This is a genomic window from Paraburkholderia sp. SIMBA_030, assembly GCF_046535245.1.
Taxonomy (GTDB): Bacteria; Pseudomonadota; Gammaproteobacteria; order Burkholderiales; family Burkholderiaceae; genus Paraburkholderia.
The window spans coordinates 1-299 of the sequence record NZ_JAWRXB010000273.1; the positions used below are offsets into that span (position 1 = coordinate 1).

Consider the following 299-nt stretch of genomic DNA (forward strand, 5'->3'; position numbering starts at 1 on the left):
AGCGGTAAAAACGATGCACCCAGACCGTGTAGTTGCCCGCGCCGTTCGAAATCACGGCATCGTCGGGCAGCACGTCGTTCAGATGCGCGACGACCTGCGCGAGATCCACGCCGTGGATTTCCTCGCTCGGCGCGGGCGGCGTTGAATGCGCGATGTAGTCGGCGCGCGCCGTTTCCGTCCACGCCTGCCAGCGCTGCTGCGAGGCGGCCGCGACCGGCTTTACCCCGTCGAGCGCCAGCGCGAACGCGCGCAGCGACGCGTGAATCGGCAGACGCGACTGGAACACGCGGCCCAGTTCC

General features: G+C 68.2%; 1 pseudogene. It reads right to left on the reverse strand.

Going from position 1 to position 299, the window contains the following annotated elements:
- Positions 1-299, reverse strand: a pseudogene (locus tag SB772_RS39975) (thiamine pyrophosphate-binding protein); the annotation flags it as partial.